This is a genomic window from Bacteroides faecichinchillae JCM 17102 (genome assembly GCF_000614145.1).
Classification (GTDB): Bacteria; Bacteroidota; Bacteroidia; order Bacteroidales; family Bacteroidaceae; genus Bacteroides; species Bacteroides faecichinchillae.
The window spans coordinates 58,728-79,888 of sequence record NZ_BAKK01000008.1 but is presented as its reverse complement, the minus strand read 5'-3'; the positions used below and the strand labels follow the sequence as shown (position 1 = coordinate 79,888).

13 protein-coding genes, 2 pseudogenes and 1 riboswitch are annotated in these 21,161 nt (G+C 37.5%); of the genes and pseudogenes, 9 read left to right on the top strand and 6 right to left on the bottom strand.

Going from position 1 to position 21,161, the window contains the following annotated elements:
• Window positions 1-296: 296 nt before the first annotated feature.
• Both JCM17102_RS06110 and JCM17102_RS06105 read left to right on the top strand, forming a co-directional pair.
• Window positions 297-1,322, top strand: a complete 1,026-nt coding sequence (locus tag JCM17102_RS06110) for an AI-2E family transporter (RefSeq protein ID WP_025074418.1) — start codon at window positions 297-299, stop codon at window positions 1,320-1,322.
• A 56-nt stretch (window positions 1,323-1,378) separates the two neighbouring features.
• Window positions 1,379-2,551 (top strand): glycosyltransferase, encoded by a 1,173-nt coding sequence (locus tag JCM17102_RS06105; RefSeq protein ID WP_025074417.1) that lies wholly within the window; start codon window positions 1,379-1,381, stop codon window positions 2,549-2,551.
• 18 nt (window positions 2,552-2,569) lie between these two features.
• Here the strand turns inward: JCM17102_RS06105 and JCM17102_RS06100 are convergent, their stop codons facing one another.
• The gene (locus JCM17102_RS06100; RefSeq protein ID WP_025074416.1) at window positions 2,570-3,814 is read right to left on the bottom strand and encodes an ABC transporter permease; all 1,245 of its coding nucleotides are present in this window, start codon (window positions 3,812-3,814) and stop codon (window positions 2,570-2,572) included.
• A gap of 18 nt (window positions 3,815-3,832) precedes the next feature.
• On the bottom strand, window positions 3,833-5,032 hold the full coding sequence (locus JCM17102_RS06095) for a pyridoxal phosphate-dependent aminotransferase (RefSeq protein ID WP_025074415.1): 1,200 nt from the start codon (window positions 5,030-5,032) through the stop codon (window positions 3,833-3,835).
• Window positions 5,033-5,212: 180 nt separating this feature from the next.
• Between JCM17102_RS06095 and JCM17102_RS06085 the strand changes: the two genes are divergently transcribed.
• Together JCM17102_RS06085 and JCM17102_RS06080 are read left to right on the top strand one after the other, a co-directional pair.
• The gene (locus JCM17102_RS06085) at window positions 5,213-6,448 is read left to right on the top strand and encodes an L-arabinose isomerase family protein (RefSeq protein WP_025074414.1); all 1,236 of its coding nucleotides are present in this window, start codon (window positions 5,213-5,215) and stop codon (window positions 6,446-6,448) included.
• A 99-nt stretch (window positions 6,449-6,547) separates the two neighbouring features.
• Complete coding sequence (locus tag JCM17102_RS06080; protein ID WP_081800197.1) at window positions 6,548-8,617, top strand: M48 family metallopeptidase; 2,070 nt, start codon at window positions 6,548-6,550, stop codon at window positions 8,615-8,617.
• On the opposite strand, the gene JCM17102_RS06075 is transcribed toward JCM17102_RS06080, so the two are convergent.
• The 4 genes and pseudogenes from JCM17102_RS06075 to JCM17102_RS06060 all read right to left on the bottom strand — a co-directional run bounded on the left by JCM17102_RS06075 (window position 8,607) and on the right by JCM17102_RS06060 (window position 13,505).
• Entirely contained in the window at window positions 8,607-9,449 is an 843-nt protein-coding gene (locus JCM17102_RS06075) for a histidinol-phosphatase (protein WP_025074412.1), read from the bottom strand. The genes JCM17102_RS06080 and JCM17102_RS06075 overlap by 11 nt on opposite strands.
• A 67-nt stretch (window positions 9,450-9,516) precedes the next feature.
• Window positions 9,517-11,324 (bottom strand): annotated as a pseudogene (locus JCM17102_RS26420) (ABC-F family ATP-binding cassette domain-containing protein).
• Between the two features lie 60 nt (window positions 11,325-11,384).
• The gene (locus JCM17102_RS06065; RefSeq protein WP_025074411.1) at window positions 11,385-12,209 is read right to left on the bottom strand and encodes a DUF3805 domain-containing protein; all 825 of its coding nucleotides are present in this window, start codon (window positions 12,207-12,209) and stop codon (window positions 11,385-11,387) included.
• A 102-nt stretch (window positions 12,210-12,311) separates the two neighbouring features.
• Window positions 12,312-13,505 carry a hypothetical protein gene (locus JCM17102_RS06060; protein ID WP_025074410.1) on the bottom strand — a complete coding sequence of 398 codons (1,194 nt, stop codon included), beginning with the start codon at window positions 13,503-13,505 and terminating at the stop codon, window positions 12,312-12,314.
• A 241-nt stretch (window positions 13,506-13,746) separates the two neighbouring features.
• Between JCM17102_RS06060 and phoB the strand changes: the two genes are divergently transcribed.
• The 5 genes and pseudogenes from phoB (at window position 13,747) to JCM17102_RS06035 (ending at window position 21,158) form a co-directional block, all read left to right on the top strand.
• A complete protein-coding gene (phoB, locus tag JCM17102_RS06055; protein ID WP_025074409.1) occupies window positions 13,747-14,436 on the top strand; it encodes a two-component system response regulator PhoB in 690 nt (229 codons plus the stop codon).
• 9 nt (window positions 14,437-14,445) lie between these two features.
• Window positions 14,446-16,227, top strand: coding sequence for a two-component system sensor histidine kinase PhoR (gene phoR, locus JCM17102_RS06050; protein WP_025074408.1), 1,782 nt, complete (start codon window positions 14,446-14,448; stop codon window positions 16,225-16,227).
• 738 nt (window positions 16,228-16,965) lie between these two features.
• Window positions 16,966-17,906: pseudogene (locus tag JCM17102_RS26415) on the top strand (DUF5106 domain-containing protein).
• 102 nt (window positions 17,907-18,008) lie between these two features.
• A riboswitch (cobalamin riboswitch) is annotated at window positions 18,009-18,214 on the top strand.
• A gap of 205 nt (window positions 18,215-18,419) precedes the next feature.
• A complete protein-coding gene (locus JCM17102_RS26410) occupies window positions 18,420-19,799 on the top strand; it encodes a DUF5074 domain-containing protein (protein WP_051572794.1) in 1,380 nt (459 codons plus the stop codon).
• Between the two features lie 18 nt (window positions 19,800-19,817).
• Window positions 19,818-21,158 (top strand): DUF5074 domain-containing protein, encoded by a 1,341-nt coding sequence (locus JCM17102_RS06035; RefSeq protein WP_025074407.1) that lies wholly within the window; start codon window positions 19,818-19,820, stop codon window positions 21,156-21,158.
• Window positions 21,159-21,161 lie beyond the last annotated feature (3 nt).

Genomic DNA, 21,161 nt, shown 5'->3' with positions numbered 1-21,161 from the left:
TTTTTTATTAACCTTAAATCTAATACTATGAAAAACACACTACAAAAGTACAATTTCTCAGTTCTTATCCAAATTTCTGGAAAAAAATAGTATATCTTATAACATGGTTTAATAAGAAGAACGCATTCATTAACATTTTAACATAATTCGATCGGATATTAACGAATATCTGATCGAATTATCAAAAGAAACTTTGAACCAAAGGAACCATTTTTCATATCAACCTTTCTTTATAAACAAAACTTTCAGAGGCTTTAATTGTTTTTATTAACGTATAAACGAACTGATTACACAATATGAACATTAAAGAACAATACTGGAAATATTCCCTCATTGTCATTATACTATTGATAGGAGTTATTATCTTCCGTCAAATCACTCCCTTTTTGGGCGGATTGTTGGGTGCACTCACCATATATATCCTAGTACGCAACCAAATGATTTATTTGACTAAAACAAGGAAAATGAAGCGAAGTCTCAGTGCTTTTCTGATCACGTTAGAAACAGCTCTCGTATTCCTTGTCCCTGCTGCATTGACTATCTGGCTGTTGGTTAATAAATTACAAGATATTAATTTAGCACCACAGACCTTTATTGCTCCCATCCAACAGACAGCAGTCATTATCAAAGAAAAAACCGGGTATGATGTGTTAGGTAGTGATACATTATCATTTATAGTATCATTACTCCCTCGGATAGGACAGGCAATAATGGGTGGAATCAGCAACCTTGCCATCAATTTATTTGTGATGATTTTCGTGTTATATTTCATGTTAATCGGTGGTCAGAAAATGGAATCTTATGTCAATGATATTCTTCCTTTCAATGAAACAAACACCAAAGATGTTATTCACGAAATCAATATGATTGTACGGTCCAATGCCATCGGTATTCCTTTATTGGCTATCATACAAGGAGGAGTGGCCATGATCGGATATCTTATTTTCGGTGCTCCCAATATCTGGCTTTTAGGATTCCTAACCTGTTTTGCGACAGTTATTCCCATGGTAGGAACAGCTCTGGTCTGGGTACCTGTAGCGGCTTATTTTGCATTGAATGGAGAGTGGTTTAACGCTATCGGGCTCTTCGCCTATGGCGGATTAATCATTTCCCAGCTCGACAATTTGATACGTTTTATTATACAAAAGAAAATGGCGGATATTCATCCGTTGATAACCATTTTCGGAGTCGTAGTCGGATTACCATTATTTGGGTTTATGGGAGTCATATTCGGTCCTTTATTGCTGTCATTATTCTTTCTGTTTGTGGATATGTTCAAGAAAGAATATCTGGATTCACGAAATAACCTCCCTGCAAAGTAGCAAAGCTACCGAAAAAATACGTACTTTTGCAGGTATAAAAAACGACATATAAATTAATGGAAGCATTTACATTTAATACTATCGAACTGATATTATTATCAGCTGCAGGTATCCTCTTTATTATCCAACTCATTTACTATTTTGGTTTGTACAACCGAATACACAGACATAATACAGCTGTACGCAAGGAAGAGGTTCATTTTTCACGAGAATTTCCTCCTCTATCCGTTATTATCTGTGCCCGTAACGAGGCTGATAATCTGCGCAAGATACTTCCAACGATTTTGGAACAGGATTATCCGCAATTCGAAGTGATCGTTATCAATGACGCTTCGACCGATGAAACAGCAGACGTATTAGGAATCTTTGAAGAAAAATATTCCAATCTTTATCACAGTTTCACTCCGGAAAGTGCACGATATATCAGCCACAAGAAACTAGCTCTTACATTAGGTATCAAAGCCAGTAAACACGATTGGCTGGTATTTACTGAAACAAACTGTATTCCGGCAAGTAATCAATGGCTGAAACTAATGGCACGTAACTTTACTTCGCAAACACAGATTGTGCTAGGTTATAGTGGCTATGATCGTACTAAAGGATGGTTTCATAAACGGGTGGCATTCGATGCACTCTTTCAATCCATGCGTTATCTTGGCTTTGCTATAGCCGGAAAACCTTATATGGGTATCGGACGTAATCTGGCTTATCGGAAAGAATTATTCTTCAAACAAAAAGGATATTCATCTTACCTAAATCTACAACGTGGTGAGGATGATTTGTTTATTAACCAAATAGCTACAGCAGAAAATACGAAAGTCGAAACTGATTATAATGCAACAGTAAGAATACAGCCGATAGAACGTATAAAGGATTGGAAAGAAGAAAAGGTAAGTTTTATGGCGACAGCACGTTATTATCGTGGAATACAACGTTATTTACTAGGCTTCGAAACCTTTTCAAGATTACTATTCTATGGAGTATGTATTGCCGGAATCGTATTCGGTATCCTTAACTTTCATTGGTTGGTCGTGGGAATCGCTTTATTTGTCTGGATACTCCGTTATATCCTTCAAGCAATCGTAATCAATCAGACAGCCAAAGAAATGGGCGGAGGAAGAAAATACTATTTCTCTTTACCTATTTTTGATCTACTTCAACCGATACAATCACTAAGATTCAAGTCTTGTCGTTTCTTCCGTGGGAAAGGAGATTTCATGAGAAGATAAAAATCATCACTAGAAATATCATTCGTATCTCATTGAACTTGCCGGATTAATTTTAGCAATGATGAAAGAAGGACCTATCAACATAAGTACAGACGAAAGTAATGTCCCCGCATTGATTAATAACAAGAACCAGATATTAAAATAAACAGGAACGGAGTCCATATAGTAGTTGGTAGGATCTAATTTAAATATCTGAAAATAAGATTGGAGAAAACAGAAGGCAAGTCCTATGATATTTCCTAGAATCATTCCTTTACCAATCAGAAAAACAGAGAACCATAAAAAGGTTTTGCGAATAGTAAAATTATCAGCCCCCAAAGCTTTTAGAATACCAATCATGTTGGTTCGCTCAATAATAATAATCAGTAAACCAGAAATCATGGTGAAACCGGCAACCCCCATCATAAGAACAAGAATTACCCAGATATTGGTATCCAGCAACCCTAACCACTCAAAGATTTGAGGATTCAGTTGTTCTATATTTCGAACATAGTAAGTACCGCCAAAAAGATCATGTTGATTGTCTGTATCTTCCGCTATTTTGTAGGTAATCTCATCTAAACGATTATAATCATTAACTTCTAGTTCTACCCCACTCACTTGCTCCGGTTGCCAGCCATTCAAACGATTGACTGTATAAAGATCCGTAAGCAAGAAGAGATTATCATATTCAGAAAAATTAGTTTGATAAATCCCTGCAATCGTTAATCGGCGAGCACGAATATCATCCTGAATATAATAAGTATAAATTTTATCTCCAAGCTTCAACTTCAACTTGGCAGCCAGATCTTTGGAAATAAGAACTTTATTAGTAGAAACCGAATCACTGAAAACAGGAATTTCTCCTTCTAACAAATATTCCTTTATAAAATGCGGATCAAACTCCGGACCGACGCCTTTCAATACCATTCCTTGAAAAGCCTCATCGGTCTTTATCATTCCCGGTTTCGTAGAATAACGCTGCACATGACTGACTTCCGGATAACCGGCAAGTGCAGTCATCATACTATCTCCCACTACAACAGGATGAGTTTCATAAGAATTAACTGCATCCAGATTAGTGATTTGTATATGCGAACCAAATCCTACGACTTTATCCCTCACCTCACTCTTAAAACCAACCACTACCGCAACAGCAATAATCATTACAGCTAACCCTATAGCAATACCCGCCATCGCAATGAGGACAGCAGGACGAGATACCTGCTTACCACCATCGCTTTCACGATAAATACGCCGAGCTATAAAAAGTGAGAATGACATTTATTTTCTGCAATTCTTTTATTCTGTTCTTCCCGGATACGCTTCCAATGCTTTTTGCAAAACGAAAAGCGCACGCGTCAAATCTTCTTTTTTCAATACATAAGCAATACGTACTTCATTGACTCCTGAACCCGGAGTCGTATAGAAACCGGAAGCCGGAGCCATAAAGACTGTTTGCCCTTCGTATTCAAAATCAGAAAGACACCAGGCACAGAACTTATCCGAATCATCCACCGGAAGCTTTGCCACTGTGTAGAAAGCTCCCATCGGAATAGGAGAATATACACCTGGTATGCGATTCAATCCGTCAATCAAACATTTACGACGTTCCACATATTCATCGTACGTTTCACGCGAATATTCTTCAGGAGCATCCAAAGAAGCCTCCGCAGCAATCTGCCCGATCAATGGAGGACTTAAACGTGCCTGGCAGAATTTCATAACAGCGTCACGTATCTCTTTGTTCTTGGTAATTAACGCACCGATACGAATACCGCATTCTGAATATCGTTTTGAAACGGAATCAATCAATACAACATTGTTCTCAATTCCTTCCAGATGACAGGCAGAGATATAAGGAGATCCGGTATAAATAAACTCACGATAAACTTCGTCGGAGAACAAAAACAAGTCATATTTCTTCACCAGATCACGAATCTGATTCATCTCACGACGAGTATACAGATATCCGGTCGGATTATTCGGATTACAAATCAATATCGCTTTTGTCCGCTCATTGATCAGTTCTTCAAACTTCTCCACCTTCGGAAGAGAAAAGCCTTCTTCAATAGTAGTGGCAATTGTACGGATTTTTGCTCCAGCCGAAATTGCAAAAGCCATATAGTTGGCATAAGCCGGCTCAGGAACAATAATTTCATCTCCCGGATTCAAACAGGAAAGAAAAGAGAAAAGCACCGCTTCCGACCCTCCTGACGTAATAATTATATCATCAGCAGTCAGATTAATATTGAATTTAGCATAATATCCTACTAATTTTTCACGATAGCTACGATAACCGGCACTCGGACTATATTCCAGCACTTTACGGTCAATGCTGCGTATCGCGTCAATCGCGGCCTGAGGAGTGGGCAGATCAGGCTGTCCGATATTCAGGTGAAACACATGGACTCCCCGCTGTTTGGCAGCATCTGCTAAAGGAGCCAGTTTTCTAATAGGAGATGCAGGCATCTCATTTCCGCGAATGGAGATGGTTGGCATAATTTTAATTACAAATTACTAATTACTATTTACTTTTTCTACTTGAAGCTGCAAATGTACGCAATAATTTGAATACAGAGACATAAAAACTTTAAAAACCTTAGCAAGGTTAAAATCGTTATTGAAATATGGAAAGAAAGCTATACATTTGTCATATGGAAAACTTAAAACAATACCATAATGACTATACATCTCATCTCATTCGCTTCGCTTCTTCATAAACAGACTTCACTACGTAGTTCACATGAAGCTGTGTTAAGTGAGCTCGAGAAATACTATACCGTTAAATTCATCGATTACCAAGATATGGACAAACTGAGTAGTAATGATTTCAAAATTATCTTCATCGCTACCGGAGGAGTGGAAAGACTAGTCATCCAGCATTTTGAACGTCTCCCCCGCCCCGCTATTTTATTAGCGGACGGTATGCAGAATTCACTTGCAGCAGCTTTGGAGATTTCTTCCTGGTTACGGGGACGTGGCATGAAAAGTGAAATCTTACATGGAGAACTACCAGCTATCATATTGAGAATCCATATCCTATACAATAACTTCCAAGCTCAGCGTTCCTTATTTGGAAAACGCATCGGCGTCATTGGCACACCCTCTCCTTGGTTAATAGCCAGTAATGTTGATTATCTGTTAGCCAAACGACGTTGGGGAATCGAATACAATGATATTCCACTAGAGTCCATATATAAGCATTTCCAACATATCACTGATGACGAAGTAGGTGCATCGTGCGCTGCCGTCGCTTCACAGGCTCTCGCTTGCCGGGAGGGTAGTCCCAAAGATTTAATTAATGCAATGAAACTATATAGGGCTATAAAAAAAGTTTGTGAAGAAAACAAGCTGCATGCATTGACAATCAGTTGTTTTAAAATATTGGAACAAATTGATACTACAGGCTGTCTGGCTTTGTCCTTATTGAATGATGAAGGAATCATTGCAGGATGTGAAGGCGATTTACAATCTGTCTTTACCCTACTTGCAGTGAAAACACTGACAGGAAAAGGGGGATTCATGGCTAACCCGTCTATGATAACCTCTCGTTCGAACGAACTGGTATTGGCACACTGTACCGTAGGACTCAAACAAACGGAAAGATATGTCATCCGAAATCATTTTGAATCGGAGAAAAGTATAGGTATACAGGGATTACTTCCTACTGGAGATGTGACTATTGTAAAATGCGGTGGAGAGTGTTTGGACGAATATTATCTATCTACCGGAACATTAACAGAAAATACCAACTATATCAACATGTGCCGTACACAAGTACGCATTAAAATGAATACCCCTACCGAATATTTCCTGAAAAATCCACTCGGTAATCATCATATCCTAATACAAGGTAACTACGAAGATGCGTTGAACGAGTTCTTCCAAGCAAATGCTTGTAAAAGAACAGAATAATATTATTCTTGTTCTGCTCATCAAAAAGTCTTTTATATAGTTATTCCTATGCAAATTAATCCTATATTTGCATAGGAATAACTATATCATATAAAGGCTATGAAACACAACGACACTATCCGACAGCACTCTTCTATTGTTCTCTTCAAAATATCCCTCTTTATCCTTGTATATATAGGATTAATCGCCATAGGAGTACTGCTAATTTGGCTGGCTTATCAATTTTGTTTTTGGGGAGTTCTACATTTAACCGCTCTCCATTCGATAAGACTAATGCTTTTACTACTCGCCCTTATGGTCGGAGGAATAGGTTTCTCCCTTATGTTTGGTATCTATCTCGTGAAATTCATCTTTTCCCGTACAATAAACAACAACGAGAGCAGGAGATTAATTACAGAAACAGAATGTCCACAGTTATTTCAAGCAATCCGCGAAGTTGCTTTGGAAACGCAATGCCCTATGCCTAAAAAAGTATATTTATCACCGGATGTCAATGCCTGCGTCTTTTATAATACCAGTTTCTGGAGTATATTCTTTCCGGTAAAGAAAAATCTGGAAATAGGTTTAGGACTATTCAATGCTACCAATACGAATGAACTAAAAGGGATACTTGCACATGAATTCGGCCACTTCTCACAAAAAAGTATGAAAGTAGGCTCTACTGTTTATATAGCTAACACTGTTATCTATAACCTTGCTTTTCAAGAAGATAAATGGGATAAATGGGTAGATGAGTGGTGTGTAATTCCGATACAATCTCTTGCTTTTTTTGGTAAATTCACCCGAATATTCACTAATCTGGTCAAGAGAATATTACAATATATGTATAGAGTAGTGAATCATTCCTATTTCAAGCTATCACGCCAGATGGAATATGATGCGGACAGGATAGCATGCGATTACATCGGAAAAGATGTATTTGCTTCTGCATTATATAAAATTGAAATTTTAGCCTCCTCATTTAATGTTACTAAAGAAGCATTAGCCAATTTGGCCGAAGAAAAGAAAAAAGTGAATAACTTCTTTGAAGCATATCAAATCATAACAGATATCATCACTCAAAATAATCACTTATCAATATCCTATCAATCATTGATGGATCAGGAGATACCCACTCTATATCCCCCTTCCAGAATCGTTATTGAGAACACATGGGATACACATCCTTCTACAGAAAAAAGAGTTTCACATTTGACATCATGTAACAGCAAGAAAAAAGTGACTTCTTTCGTCTCTTCATGGACATTACTACCAGAGAACATCAAACTGAAAGTTGCCGATATTGTAGAAAAAGAGGTCCAAACATCAGCTGAGGCAGAAACTCTGAAAACAATATCTAATGAAGCGTTTAGACAATGGTATCTGGAATATTACTGCAATAATATCGTTATAGAAAAGTACAGATATTTTCTGAATCGGAATATTCTGGTATTTGACAGATCGGAAGTAGCTGCTAATAAAATAGATACACCTTTTACTGCTGCCAATTGCGATGTGATTAAAGAATACGAAGTAGCACTCAATGATTGTAATACACTATATAAAGTATATTACAAACAAATAGAAGTAGAGAGTATTCGTTATCTCAACGAAGAGTGTTCAATAAAAGCACTTCCAATCAAAAGACACGAGGAGTACGTAGGAACATTATCAGTCAAAGTAAAACAAATCGATAAGGATATCTATCAATATCTGATGTATTGTTGTAAGCTGAATAATAATGCTTTAACTAACGAAATTAATTCTATTTATGATGCAATATTCTTTGCACAAACTAACATAAAAGAACATGACTCAGAGTTAGACATGAGAATCAATGCATTAGTTAATGAGCTTAACCGCCCCGTCAATCGAACTGACGAAGAAATAATAGAACTCAAAAAAATGATTAACTCCTTAACAAATGACATCAAGAAGATAGTAAGTGCCGGCAACTGGAATTTATTATCAACAGTGGGAGATACTAAAATGATAGAACTTCTACAAACCTTTGTACAAAGTCCTCTTGACGAATCCACAAATTCAGTGATTGATACAGAACAAATTAACACCATGATTCAAGTCAAGGTCATTTATTTCTATCTTCTGAAAACACTGGAACACAAGTCTAAAATCAGATTAGGAGCGAAGATTGAAGAAATTGAAAGGAACCTACCTATTATAGATTAATGGGTATTTCCTCCCATTTCCCTTTATGCCATTCTGTAACCGTCTCAAATCCTGCTTTTCTCAAGGCTAGAAGGGCTTCGTGACGGCTATTATTAATCCGTTCCGGATAATGTGCATCACTATTCACTTGTACCCGGACACCTAATTCTTTTAAGAAAGGAAAATAACGTTCATTGGGATAGAAAGTGCCCAAATCACGATATGACTTGGTATTGATTTCAATAATATAACCGCGACGGGCTATCTCTGCAAAATAATCACGCACAAGAGTGTCATACCAAACCTCATCCAGCAAACCGGGACGATAACATGAAGCATTATAGTGCATTTTATCTGCATGGCCTACGATATCAAATCCACCTAACTCCACCATCCGAAGTAAATTCTTATAATACAGACGAACTACCTGTTCAATATCACCACCAAAATGCATGTCTATCAGCTGACGGTAAGTATCGGCAGAAGTATCGATATCCACCACTTTCCCCTCCGGTGAATATAACATATGCACAGAACCTATTCGATAATTGAGTGGCAATTCCTGGAAACAGGGCAAAGCCGGATGGCTCTCTTCATTTAGATAATCAATCTCAAGCCCGATTGCCAATTCTATCTTATCAGCATATTTTTTCTTCAGACGGGAAAATTCGCACAGATAATCATTCATACGATCCCATTCCATAGTCCATGCGGTAGAAAATGGTAATGGGGCATGAGAAGAAATACCATAGGAAGAGAAATCCTCACTAATGGCAAAGCGAATGAAATCTTCCATATTTGCTCGTCCGTCACAATAAAGACAGTGACTATGATAATTGGTCAGGTTCGACATGACAGAAAAGTTATAAATTATTTATTATCAATTACTTGTTTTTTCGTATTTAGTCAGTTTATTAAGCCTACCCCTCTATCTCGCTTAGCTCCAACCAGCGCATTGTTTTCTCATCAATCAAATTATTTACTTCGGACAAACGTTTCGATTTTTCCGTTAGTTCATCGACAGAAAGCGTACCACTGCAGAGCAACTCTTCTATCTGGGTCTTCTCTGCCTCCAAATCAGCAATTTCCTTTTCCAGAAGTTCAAACTCACGCTTTTCTTTAAAGCTCATCTTTCGTTTTTCGTTCAAGCGGACGCGGGCAGTCTTTTCCTCCTGAGGCTTTGCTGCTTCTTTCTCTTTCTGCGCTTTCGCTTCTTTCCAATCACGATAATCACTATAATTCCCCGGAAAGTCACGAATATCTCCTTGCCCGTTGAACACCAGCAAGTGATCGACTACTTTATCCATAAAGTAACGGTCGTGGGATACAACGATCACACACCCTTTGAAATTTCGAAGATACTCTTCCAGCACATTTAAAGTAATAATATCCAAATCATTGGTAGGCTCGTCCAACACGAGGAAGTTCGGATTACGCATCAGCACCGTACAGAGGTAAAGTCTACGGCGTTCTCCCCACTCAACTTATAAACATAACTATGTTGAGTTTCGGGCGTAAACAGGAAATGTTGTAAGAACTGCGAAGCAGTCAGTTTCTTACCGTTACCCAGCTCTATCACTTCAGCAATATCTTGTACCACATCAATCACCTTCATCTGTTCGTCAAACTGAAGCCCATCCTGTGAATAATAACCGAAGCGAACCGTTTCACCGATTTCCAATATTCCGCTATCCGGCTGAACCAGCCCCATCAGTATCTTGATAAAGGTAGACTTACCGGTTCCGTTGTTTCCCACGATTCCCATCTTTTCGTAACGGGAAAAGATATAAGAAAAATCATCCAGAATCTTCATGTCGCCGAAGCTCTTAGAGAGATGATCAGCTTCGAATATTTTACTTCCAATATAAGAAGCCTTCACTTCCAACTTCACATCATCATTGCGAAGACGTTGTTTGGCAACCTTCTCCAATTCGTAAAAAGCCTCTTCCCGATAGCGCGCTTTATGTCCGCGTGCCTGAGGCATACGACGCATCCAATCAAGTTCTGTACGATAAAGATTGTTGGCACGTTCTATTTCTACACTTTTGGCCTCAATCCGTTCCTCGCGTTTCTCCAAATAATAGCTGTAGTTTCCTTTATACTGATAAATTTGCCGGTTATCTATTTCTATAATTTCTGAACATACACGATCAAGAAAGTAACGATCATGCGTCACCATCAGCAAACTCAGATTAGTACGACGAAGATATTCTTCCAGCCATTCCGTCATATCAAGATCCAAGTGATTGGTAGGCTCATCGAGAATCAGTAAATCCGGCTCAGTAATCAATGCATTGGCTAATGCAACGCGCTTTAACTGACCACCGGAAAGTTGCTTCACCTGTTGGTCGAAATTACGGATTTTCAGTTGCGAGAGAATCTGTTTGGCTTTTTGTTCATATTCCCAGGCTTTCTCCTGATCCATACGTACCAACAGATCTTCTAGTCCGGGATGACCGACTGTTTCCATGCAACGTTCATACTCTTTAATAAGTTCGACGGTACTGTTCCCATGATGAAAACAGGCTTCAAGTACAGTTAGTTCTTCGGGATATTTAGGATCTTGTTCCAGATAATCTACCCGGAGATCGCGACGAAATACAATGTTTCCACTATCGTATCCTTCTTTTCCGGCAATAATATTCAATAAGGTCGTTTTACCGCTTCCGTTCTTGGCGATAAGTCCGACACGCTGCCCTTCGGCAATGCCAAAAGATATATTTTCCATCAAGACCAAATCCCCGAAAGACTTGGTCAGATTGTCTACTTGTAAATAAGGTACTGCCACTTAGGTTAGTTGGTTTGTAATGATTAAATTAAGTATGGTTTTATATTCCTCAATGACATTGCAAGGCTGACCTGCTTTTATTTTGCTCCAAGCCAATTTCATAGGATCAATCACCTGATCGTGATATTGAAGAACAGGTGTTTCACGATTTCCATCGATTAACGTTTTCCATTCTACCCCTTCCACTTCATTGGCCAAAATAGAACAAACCGTTAAACCGATTGCTAACCATTCATCCTTCTTTTTGGGACCTATCTTACCACTATCAATCACGCACTGAAGCTTTTCCAAGTCTTCTTCTACTCCCTGAAAGTCTTTCTTCAACTCCTGCTTCACTTTAGAAACTGCCCATTCATATCCTTCATTAATCTGGTAAATCTCCAACAGACGAACAGGAATAAGTTCCGCTGGATATTTCCGTCCTTCCTTCCGAACTTCCAATGTAGCAATGACAGCTTCCGCCTCCTTCACATCACCCCCTTTAGGCACAGTAAACGAACATTCAAAAGCTAAATCATCTATTCCGACCATCCATAGATGAGAAGTATAATAAGTCCCTTCTTCCTGAAACATTTCTTTGCTATACGCACATTCCAACATTCCTATTTTAACCAAAGAAGCTGTTTCATTCTCTTTCAGTTCCTGCCGAACGGCTTCTTTGCCATAACCGACTTTCCCTTTAAAAGCAGATATACGAAAGTTGCCCGTCCATACTTCAGGGTTATAGAAAAGAAATGAGCCTTCACCATCCTCAAACTCGTTCCAGTCTGATGGATAAATCATGGAGAACCATGCTCCGGGAGAGATAAATTTCTTGCCTTGCATTCTCTTTCATTTTAAGAATTATAAATGCAAAGATAAAAATAAAAAGTGGAAAGTAATTTCAATCACTCAAAGAAAGGCTGATAAACAAGATGAAAAACAACACTATTTCCCTATAGGCTGTATTTTTCGACGTACATCTTTGGAGATTTCCAAAAACATATAATTCAATTTACCTGAATGAATTCCTTTCTCATTCTCCTTGTATTTCTTATTCCCGTATTCTTTGGATTTTTCAAAAGTCAGTAATGACATCTCATTCTGAGATTTACCGACCATCGTAGAGTCCAACTGTTCATCTGGAAAAAAGTCATCCAAGTCCACATCCCCAATCATTGTGGTTTCTAAGAAATTCATATCTTTATGAGAGTTATCCGTATAATAGCCAACAAACATATGTCCCGGCGTACGTACCAGAATCGGATCGATATTAATGGCACGAAGCAAGGAAGCAAAAAGTACGCTTCCATCTACACAGTTGATCTGTGAAGACTCCAATGAATCATCAAACGTACGAACACGTTGAGAAAAGACGACATTACTTGAAAGGCTTGTATTAGATACAGAGCTATAACGGAATTTGCGTTTTTGTAGTACATTCCATAGTGCATACACCTGTTTGTCTACAGCACCTTTAACCGGACTCTGATAACCTAGAAAACGATTCACGATACGAGTATTTAATGCTTCGAGGAGCAATTGATCAATCATAGGATTCTCCTCATTGACATAAGCAGCAAAGAAAATACCGGTATCATAAAACTTAACGCCTTTTGCCACATACCCCAACAGACATTCATTGATACTACGCACAGAGAATGTACGGACACGTTGCCCCAGACTCTCTCCATTTATCTCGACTTCCATCGCAACACTGATTGGTTCTGCCTGCACATTATTTTTCAATGCTTCATAATTCCAGATAATATCCGGATAAATGGTATATTCCGTCCGGGGTTTATTCAATACAAATTCCGATACAGAACGGGAAAAGAAAGGAGTTTCCGCCACTTCAATCCGCACACGACTATAAGCTGTCCTTGATTTTATCCGGATGGCAATACACGATTTAGGATTTCCCAAATACAAAGAATCCGAAGGTGTGATTACTTGTGCATCCGTTGTAGCTACCGACAAGATAGCCGACGGAAATATATTCCCTCCCAAATCGTCTACAATCTCAAAATCTTTATTAAAAGAAGTATATCTAAAGATAGACATACCTCCTATTATTAGTAAAATCGCTATAATGATACCGATTATTTCGCGCCGATGCTGCTTAAAGTCAATATTTATCATTGCCTGTTGATGTATATTATAATGTATCTATCACATTTCTCTAACAAAGATAACAAATAGCAACCATTTATTCCTCATACATTCCGCAAAAACTATTAAAATCTATGCCGGATAACGTATTTTGTAGAATGTAATATGAATGTAATATTTGTTTCATCCGCCCGTAACAAAGTCTCCTCATCTTTGCGACAGAATAAAATAAAGATGTAACTTTGTCATATCACATTAATACATATAGATTATGAATGATTACCGCATTTTAGTTGTCGATGATGAAGAGGACCTCTGTGAAATCCTGAAGTTTAATCTGGAAAATGAAGGTTTTGAAGTGGATACCGCAAATTCTGCCGAAGAAGCATTGAAGATGGATATCAGCAGTTATAACCTGCTACTTCTTGATGTGATGATGGGAGAAATCTCCGGATTCAAAATGGCTAATATGCTAAAGAAGGATAAGAAAACAGATAAGGTGCCTATCATCTTTATCACAGCCAAAGATACTGAGAACGATACCGTTACAGGATTTAATCTGGGAGCGGATGATTATATTTCGAAACCATTTTCTCTGCGTGAAGTCATTGCCCGCGTAAAAGCTGTCTTAAGACGTACAACGACTGCAGAAACTGAACAAGCTCCCGAACGTCTTGTTTATCAGTCACTCGTGATCGATATTACCAAAAAGAAAGTAAGTATCGACGGCGAAGAAGTGCAACTTACCAAAAAAGAGTTTGAAATACTGCTTCTGTTAGTACAATATAAAGGACGTGTCTTCTCGCGCGAAGATATTCTTGCACGCATTTGGAGCGATGAGGTGTATGTACTCGATCGTACCATTGACGTAAACATTACCCGTTTACGCAAGAAAATAGGCGAATACGGCAAATGTATCGTTACCCGCCTGGGATATGGATATTGCTTTGAAGCTGAATAATAAACAATTATGAACCTACCTGTCACACATAAACATTTTCTTTCTTTCAGCCGGAAGTTGTTCCTTTCGGTTATATCTCTATTTCTTGTATTTGCCGCATGCTTTATCGCATATCAATATCAACGTGAAAGAGAATACAAAATCGAATTGCTAAATACACAGTTACAAGATTACAGCAACCGACTATATGAACAATTAAATACCACATCGGCCATCGAAGAGGCAACTTATGAATATATCCGTAATCACTCTTTGAAGGACTTACGGGTAACGCTGATTGATTTACAAGGCAATGTGTTATATGACAGTTATCAAACATCCAATCTCCAGATTGAAAACCACCTGAACCGCCCGGAAATACAAAAAGCACTGAAAAACGGCAACGGATTTGACGTACGCCGCACTTCGGAAACCACAGGAGTGCCATATTTCTATTCAGCTACTCGTTACGGAGATTATTTCATACGCTCGGCATTACCCTACAACGTCAGCCTGATTAATAATCTGAAAGCAGATCCACACTATTTGTGGTTCACTGTGATTGTATCTCTACTATTAATTTTCATCTTTTACAAGTTTACCAAGAAACTGGGAACTTCTATCAGTCAACTTCGCGAATTCGCCATGCGTGCCGATCGGAACGAGCCTATTGAGATGGAGATGAATTCTGCTTTTCCACACAATGAACTAGGAGAGATTTCACAGCATATTATCCAGATATACAAACGTCTGCACGAAACAAAAGAAGCTCTTTACATTGAACGTGAAAAGTTAATCACTCACCTACAAATTTCACACGAAGGATTGGGGATATTCACTAAAGACAAGAAAGAAATTCTGGTAAATAATCTTTTTACACAATACAGCAACCTGATTTCAGACTCTAATCTGGAAACAACCGAGGAAGTGTTTGCCATTGAAGAATTGAAAGATATCACTCATTTCATCAACAAGAATCAGCAACAGCGTTCCAGCGGTAAAGATGAAAAGAGAATGTCTGTGACAATCAACAAAAACGGAAGGACATTTATCGTAGAGTGCATCATTTTCCAGGACGCAAGTTTCGAGATTTCTATTAATGACGTTACCCAAGAGGAAGAACAGGTGCGACTGAAACGTCAACTGACTCAGAATATTGCGCATGAACTAAAAACTCCTGTCAGCAGTATTCAGGGATATCTGGAGACTATTGTCAATAATGAGACAATCCCTAGAGACAAGATGAATACCTTCCTTAAACGATGTTATGCTCAAAGTAATCGATTGAGTCGCTTGCTTCGTGATATCTCCGTACTTACCCGTATGGATGAAGCTGCTAATATGATTGATATGGAACGAATAGACATTAGTCTTTTAGTAGGCAATATCATTAATGAAGTATCTCTGGAATTAGAAGAGAAGCAAATCACCGTTGTCAATTCTCTCAAAAAAAGTATTCAAATCAAAGGGAATTACTCATTGCTTTACTCTATCTTCCGTAATCTGATGGATAATGCTATAGCCTACGCCGGAACAAATATCCAAATCAATATCAATTGTTTTCGTGAAGATGAAAACTACTATTATTTTAGTGTTGCCGATACTGGTATCGGTGTATCTCCCGAGCACTTGAATCGCCTATTCGAACGTTTCTATCGCGTAGATAAAGGACGTTCACGTAAGTTAGGTGGAACAGGGCTTGGTCTGGCAATTGTAAAGAATGCTGTAATTATCCATGGTGGAAGCATTTCCGCTAAAAATAATCAAGGAGGAGGATTGGAATTCGTATTTACACTGGCTAAAGAAAAATAGACATTATATAAGTCTACGAGATGACCAATAGATTAGAATCGAAACAATGAATCGACTTATTCCTTTTTATCGATACTCTTAGACTTATTAATGATATAAAATAGATCATCCTTAAAAACGGGATATTTAATCAATCTATAAATGAATAAATCTAGCGGAGTTTCCGAAGTAAACAGAAAATCACTGGCATTCACCAATAGTAAATTTCATTTTTCTACACCTAAGACTTTATTCATATCAAAACGATTATATTCACTTGTCAATATAATTTTTTAGAACGACATAGACTGCATTTCACTCCATTTTATCAATTTACATCTACCTTCAATAAAAAGTAAACCAGACTAAAAACAGATAGATTTTCTCACATTATAACTAGTTTACCAAGAAACTGAATGTTCATTACCGACAAACAATGTGTTCATCAGTGAGAAACAGAGTGTTCGTCGGTGAGAAACATAACTTATAGTGACACTATTAATTGCATATTCTGTGCAGTAACATACAAAACAAACCGACTTTCTGCATATTATTACACTCATTTATACAATTTCTTTTCTAATTCATTTACCAAACCATCAATAAATTGAAGAGATTTCTTAAAAACAGCACATTTTCAGCCTAATTCATTCTTATATCTGGAATATTCTTTTCTGAAAATTCTTTGAAGAAAGTAAAAAGGAAGCTATCTTTGTCTCAACGTATATGATGTAAAGTTCAACGTAAAAACAGTAAGTTATGAAATTGAATATAAACTTTCTTTCCATTCTTTGTTTTTTTCTTCTTTGCACTTCCTGCAAAAGTGGGAACGCTTCCAGTCAAAACAAGAATGAAATACCACAAGATACCATTAAATCCTTCACTTTGCCCTCCATTCCACAAATGATGACAGATCCGGAACAACGTGCAGACTTTCTGGTAAAACATTATTGGGATAACGTAAATTTTACCGATACAAATTATATTCATCATCCTGACATCACAGAACAAGCATGGGCTGATTATTGTGATATCCTTAATCATGTACCTTTAACAACTGCTCATGAAGCTATCCGAAAGACCATTGAACAGACGAACGCAAATAAAAAAGTATTTTTTTATATCACAGATTTAGCCGACAAATATTTATATGATCCTAATTCTCCGTTACGCAACGAAGAATTTTATATTCCTGTGCTTGAAGCAATGATCGCCTCACCCATACTGAATGAAACAGAAAAGATACGTCCAAAAGCTCGTTTGGAACTGGCCCTCAAAAACCGTATCGGAACAAAAGCACTTGATTTTACATACACGTTGCTTCCGGTGCACAAGGTAATCTCTATAAGCTTAATGCCGATTACATCTTATTGTTCATCAACAACCCCGGTTGCCACGCATGTTCTGAAATGATCGGGCAACTAAAGAATGCTCCTATCATCAACAAACTTCTGAAAGAAAAGAAACTGATACTACTTTCTCTTTATCCAGATGAGGAACTTGATGAATGGAGAAAACATTTGAGTGAATTTCCTAAAGAATGGATCAATGCTTATGATAAAAAATTCACCATCAAAGAAGAGCAAATCTACGATTTAAAAGCAATCCCTACTCTTTACCTCATTGACAAAGAGAAAACCGTATTATTGAAAGATGCTACAGCACAAGCTATTGAAGAATTTTTAACCCTCCATTCATAAAATACAATCTGATTATCCGTTACTTATCCCAGCATTAAAAGAACGGATAATCAGATTATTTAAATTCCCTTCCTTTCTTTCTTGCATAAGAAAAAGAAACTACCTATCTTTGTCCTGCATTGGTTTGCAACTCTCATACGAGGGAAGCGATTAAAAGGGAATCAGGTGTAAATCCTGAACAGTCCCGCTGCTGTAAGTTCCATATATTATGTTGTGAGCAACTGAACTCATGAGCCACTGGATAATTTTCCGGGAAGGCGTTCACAACAGGAATAAGTCAGAAGACCTGCCATGTAACCTATTTCACTGCTTTCGAGGAAAAAGCGTTGAATCTAATGAACCGGACCATTCGTCTATCATTTCATTCACCACTCTGATTCAGAGAAAGTATGTAGTAAAGATAAACTCTGCCAAGTTTATTATGCGTGTCCGGTCGAAGGGATTTCGCCCGGACACTTTTATGAAGAATGTATTATGGATTGTATTTACAAGCATTTTTTTAATAAATAAAATATGAACTTTAAAAAACTATTTAAATCGTTTCTATGCCTGGCTACAGTGCTTGTCATTGCAGCTTGTTCCAACGATGATTGTGATCTCGACCACATCGATAAATTACAAGGATTGCCAACTCTTAAAGAAGGAACTTTTCCTGAAAAAAATCTAACTCTCAATGTCGGGGAGCTATATGAATATTCTCCCAAAGCAAGTAGCCCATTAGACATATACTATCAATGGTATCAGAATGGTGAGGATATATCTACAGACCCTTCATTCACTTTCCATGCCAAGCGCCCCACCCGCACAAAAGTAGTACTGGAACTTAGCAATGATCTCGGAAAGGTAACTTTGGAAAATAAAGTGATTGTCCCCGGAGCTGACTATTCAAAAGGTTGCTTCGTAATTAACGAAGGATGGTTTGGACATGGAACAGGAAGTATTTCATTTTATAATTACCAGACTAATAATATAGACCATTGGTGTTATAAAAATCAAAATTTCGGTGATGTTTTAGGAGTCACTACACAATCAGCGACATTGTGGAATGGAAAATTATATGTTTGCTCTAAAGAAAATAATCAATTGGTGATTATGGATCCTAAAACACTCTATGTAGAGAAAAATATAGGGCATTTGTTACCTAATAATAGACAAGCTTATGAATTTATTGGAATCAATGACCGCTACGGTGTAATAACAGCCAATGGAGATTTCTATCGAGTAGATCTAAATACATTCGAAGCCGTAGGAATCTCTACAGGCAGCAGCTGGGGAGGTTGTGGAAGTGGAATAGTCTACAATAATAAATTGCTGCTCAATGTAAAAGGGCAAAAAATATATGTTATTGATATTGAAACTTTATGTGGCGACCTCTCTCAATACAATTGGCAGAACCAGTTCCCATTCGAAACATTAGATATAAAAACAACTGGAGGTACTCGCTTTGTCCAATGTGGTAAGGATCTATACACAATGGAAACAATTAAAGAAAATATAGAAAACAATCTGGTAAAAATCAACTCAAATTGGGAAATAGAAAAAAAAGCAATTCATAGTAACTATATACCTTCCTCTTTTGGAAGTTATAGGGAAGCCAATTTCTGTGGTACTCCTGATGGTACATTCTACTATATTGCTGGCGGAAGCATATACAAAGCAACTTTTAATGATCCTGCTCCTTCGGAAGCTTTCATTAACTATACTAAGGAAGGATATAACTTCTATGGTGCAAGTATTCGCATTAACTCTAAAACAAATGAATTATTAGCAAATTATCTGACTGAAGATTATCAGAAAAACCTAATAGTAAGATTTAACGCTAAAACCGGAGAAAAAATATCAGAAGTAGCTTATGACGGATACTTCTTCCCCGCTACATTCATTTTCAATTAATCGCAAAAACAGAAAATAATGAATAGATTACATTCAATTTTATTGATGGTATGTGTATCCATAGGTTTTGCCTCATGCAGCAACGATGACTGCGAAGATTTACACCTCAACAATCTGGCACATTACCCTAATGTATTGAAAGGAACATTTCCTACAGAAAATCAGGTTCTGAACATGGGAGAAACATTGGAAATTACTCCGGAGTTACTCAATCCGGAAAATGCTACTTACTCTTGGCTTATCAATGGAGAAGAATACTCCAACGAAAACACTTTCAGCTATAAGGTTGATAAGCCTTGTCGTGCTAATCTAACTTGTATTATCAGCAACGAATATGGTAAGGTAGAAATGACTACAAGTTTCAAATCTAATCATGATTTCTCAAAAGGATTCCTCTATATCGATGATACTTTTAACTTCTATGATGCAGAAAAGAAAGTAAAATATGAAGATTGTTATAGTTCTTTAAATGCCGGTAAAAAGTTAGGAGCCGATAAGCCTAGTGTTTGTAGCAATAATGGAAAGTTATATATTCTAAACAATAGTAACACGACTAATGCAGAGCACCTTTTTATTGTTGATTCGAAAACTCTCTACTATGAGAAATCGGCAACGATTGGAACTCATTTGCATGGTATGATCATACTGAATGACCAATATGCACTGGCAGGAGGAGATGGAATACGACGTATCAATCTTAAATCTCTAAGCAGTGTCAGCCTTACAAAGAACAGTTCTTATAGCCTATTCAATGGAATTGTATATAATGGAAAAGTTCTGGTGAACGATACTTATGGAGAGCCCTCCCAAGTTAAATGTTATAATGTAAGTGACCTGTTGGCTGCTAAAGAAAACGAAATGCCTTTAACTATAGAACCGGGACTTGATATAATACAGAATCAGAAAATAAATTTTGTACAAGCAAAGGATGGCAACATATACACACTTGAATCAACGGACGAAGGTTGTAGTATTGTTCAAATCGACAAAAACTTTACAGTACAAAAAACTCCTATCAATTTTAAACCGGCAAAAGGTCCGTATTGGTCAAGCCCCACAGTTGGTATGGTTGTATCAGAAACGGAGGGTATCATTTATATTGCGTCTGCTGACAATTGCATTTATAAATATATCATTGGTGATCCCAACTCTATCAAAGAACCTTTCATCTCAGCCGATGAATCCGGATTACCAATTGCCACTACTTTACAGTTAAACCAGAAGACTGGCGAACTATACGCCATCTATGGTGAACAATGGGAAGATTATAAAATTGTCATTTATAACAAAGATGGAGAACAAATTAACTCCATTGATTGTGGTAAAAATGTTCCATCTCACATAATATTTAATAATTAAACA

Bases quoted from the DNA above. Each gene is read 5' to 3' on its own strand.
- JCM17102_RS06100 (WP_025074416.1), bottom strand. From the start codon at position 3,814: ATGTCATTCTCACTTTTTATAGCTCGGCGTATTTATCGTGAAAGCGAT.
- phoB (WP_025074409.1), top strand. From the start codon at position 13,747: ATGAATGATTACCGCATTTTAGTTGTCGATGATGAAGAGGACCTCTGT.
- JCM17102_RS06085 (WP_025074414.1), top strand. From the start codon at position 5,213: ATGACTATACATCTCATCTCATTCGCTTCGCTTCTTCATAAACAGACT.
- JCM17102_RS06035 (WP_025074407.1), top strand. From the start codon at position 19,818: ATGAATAGATTACATTCAATTTTATTGATGGTATGTGTATCCATAGGT.
- JCM17102_RS26410 (WP_051572794.1), top strand. From the start codon at position 18,420: ATGAACTTTAAAAAACTATTTAAATCGTTTCTATGCCTGGCTACAGTG.
- JCM17102_RS06080 (WP_081800197.1), top strand. From the start codon at position 6,548: ATGAAACACAACGACACTATCCGACAGCACTCTTCTATTGTTCTCTTC.
- JCM17102_RS06060 (WP_025074410.1), bottom strand. From the start codon at position 13,505: ATGATAAATATTGACTTTAAGCAGCATCGGCGCGAAATAATCGGTATC.
- JCM17102_RS06065 (WP_025074411.1), bottom strand. From the start codon at position 12,209: ATGCAAGGCAAGAAATTTATCTCTCCCGGAGCATGGTTCTCCATGATT.
- JCM17102_RS06105 (WP_025074417.1), top strand. From the start codon at position 1,379: ATGGAAGCATTTACATTTAATACTATCGAACTGATATTATTATCAGCT.
- phoR (WP_025074408.1), top strand. From the start codon at position 14,446: ATGAACCTACCTGTCACACATAAACATTTTCTTTCTTTCAGCCGGAAG.
- JCM17102_RS06095 (WP_025074415.1), bottom strand. From the start codon at position 5,032: ATGCCAACCATCTCCATTCGCGGAAATGAGATGCCTGCATCTCCTATT.
- JCM17102_RS06110 (WP_025074418.1), top strand. From the start codon at position 297: ATGAACATTAAAGAACAATACTGGAAATATTCCCTCATTGTCATTATA.
- JCM17102_RS06075 (WP_025074412.1), bottom strand. From the start codon at position 9,449: ATGTCGAACCTGACCAATTATCATAGTCACTGTCTTTATTGTGACGGA.